This window comes from Moraxella sp. I5G (assembly GCF_055193055.1).
This window is the reverse complement of record NZ_JBUXLH010000034.1, coordinates 1-1,906: the sequence shown is the minus strand read 5'-3', so window position 1 is coordinate 1,906 and position 1,906 is coordinate 1. Positions and strand designations below refer to the sequence as shown.

Sequence of the window (1,906 nt, the reverse complement as noted above, 5' to 3'; positions counted from 1 at the left end):
GAACTGTTTTATTGCGATTGGTGACAATCCAACAACTGTAGTTATTGATGGCAAGTCAGTTACTTATTCAGATTACCGCATGGGAACCGATATTAATGGTGATACTATTATAGAGCGAAAAGCTACAATTCCGAATCCTGACTTAGCAACCAACCCTAATGCTCCACCTTTTGTAGAAGTAAATGTAAAAGGTGAAAGAAATCGAACAATTCGTGTTATCAATAACAACAAACCCAATGTGATTCGCGATCCGAAATCTGATATTATTATCATAGAGCAAGGTAAGATAGGTCGTTGGAATCCTACCGCCAACAAACCTCAAGCAAATGCGACATATCGAGTTGCTGAAACAGGGCATACATACAAGATGGATGCTTATAGTCGTGTTGAGTATGTAGAAGCTGATTTACAGCTTAAGAAAAATGACAGAAACACCAATCAACAATGTAAATCTGGTGGGTGTCAAAGACTGCCAACTGACCATGGTGGGCATCTTATTGCATCGATGTTTGATGGGCTAGGCGAAGGCATAAACATCGTACCGATGGATGCTAAGTTAAATGGTGTTAAGGGTGAGTGGTATAAAATGGAAACTAGATGGAAAAATGCTCTTGAAAATAATGGCACTATTCAAGTTAAGATAGAGCCTATTTATATTGGTAATAGCAAGAGACCAACATCTTTTAAGATACGGGAAGTTGTTAATGGCAAACTTTACGAATTTACTTTGCAAAACACTGAAACAGGAAAATAAATTATGGGCAAGCGCAAAGCATATCAATCAATATTTAACAAACTATCAGAACTAAAACCAGAATTAGCATCAAAATATTGCATAACAGGATATATTTATCCAACATTTTCAGCCAAATCTGCTCACTGGATAATCAAAGAACAGGAGCATAGTTATAATTTTGATAATTATCCAAGCTATGATATAGATATGCTTATGGACGATGTTTTTAATATTATATATTATAGTCATTTTAAGCTATCAATATGTAATCAAGAGGTTCTATTATGTTTTAGAGAAATACCAGATGAAAACCACTGGAATGCTTTATTTATGAAAGGCATATCGGAATTAGAAGAATCTGAATTAAAACAATATGGTATACCTATACCTATATGGGAAGAAAAAGTAAATGAGTTCAAAGATAATCAGTATATTGAAAATATAGTAAAAATTAAACCTATTTATAGTGGCAATAGTAAGAGACCTCATGAGTTTATTATTATTGAAACTATTAATGGTGAAGGGTCAATTAAGCATTTAAAAAATACACCAACAGGAGAATAATATGGCTGATTATCAAGAAATTTATCAAGAAATTCAAAGTTTGCTTTGGTCTATTTTTCCAGATAATAGTAATGAAGTTATACTAAAAGGAGCGTATTATCATAAATGTAACAATATAATGCAATTAGGTTATTACAATAACCAAAAATCTTGGGTGTCAATTTCTATTAACTCAAACCTTTTCTTGCAACTATTAGATTTAATAGAATCTTTACAAAAATGTGAAATATTCTCTCAAGAACCTTGGACACATTATAAGATGATTTTTTCAAAAAATAAGATGCTTGAAGTGGATTTTATTTACATTCCTAAAGAGGATAGCTGGGTCAACTTAATCATGAAAGGCATCAGCGACCTAACCGAAGAAGAATGGAAAAATACAGGCATTCCAAAAGAGCTTTGGGAGGAGCGTGTTCGTCATAAAGGAACAGGGACATTAGGGCGACCAAAGTCGGATTTTTATTAACTTACTTGGCGTGTAGATTGGCTTTAAACAAACTAAACTAAACTTACCCCTGCTAAGGGTGAAATTACGAGTTACAAACTCAAAACTAGCGTTTGTTTATAACTCTTAATTTCGTCAAAAGACTTCCCCACTTTTGCAAT

At 33.3% G+C, this 1,906-nt stretch carries 3 protein-coding genes; all 3 read left to right on the top strand.

Annotated elements, in window-relative coordinates:
- Window positions 1-754 (top strand): DNA/RNA non-specific endonuclease (locus tag ACZBKJ_RS09785; RefSeq protein WP_463200904.1); only part of this gene is annotated, 754 nt, incomplete at its 5' end.
- A gap of 3 nt (window positions 755-757) precedes the next feature.
- A complete protein-coding gene (locus ACZBKJ_RS09780; RefSeq protein ID WP_463200903.1) occupies window positions 758-1,300 on the top strand; it encodes a hypothetical protein in 543 nt (180 codons plus the stop codon).
- Window position 1,301: 1 nt separating this feature from the next.
- Complete coding sequence (locus tag ACZBKJ_RS09775) at window positions 1,302-1,766, top strand: antitoxin YezG family protein (protein WP_463200902.1); 465 nt, start codon at window positions 1,302-1,304, stop codon at window positions 1,764-1,766.
- The last annotated feature ends 140 nt before the right edge of the window (window positions 1,767-1,906 follow it).

What these genes read in the sequence shown, in the direction of transcription:
- ACZBKJ_RS09780 (WP_463200903.1), top strand. Translation starts at nt 758, where the DNA reads ATGGGCAAGCGCAAAGCATATCAATCAATATTTAACAAACTATCAGAA.
- ACZBKJ_RS09775 (WP_463200902.1), top strand. Translation starts at nt 1,302, where the DNA reads ATGGCTGATTATCAAGAAATTTATCAAGAAATTCAAAGTTTGCTTTGG.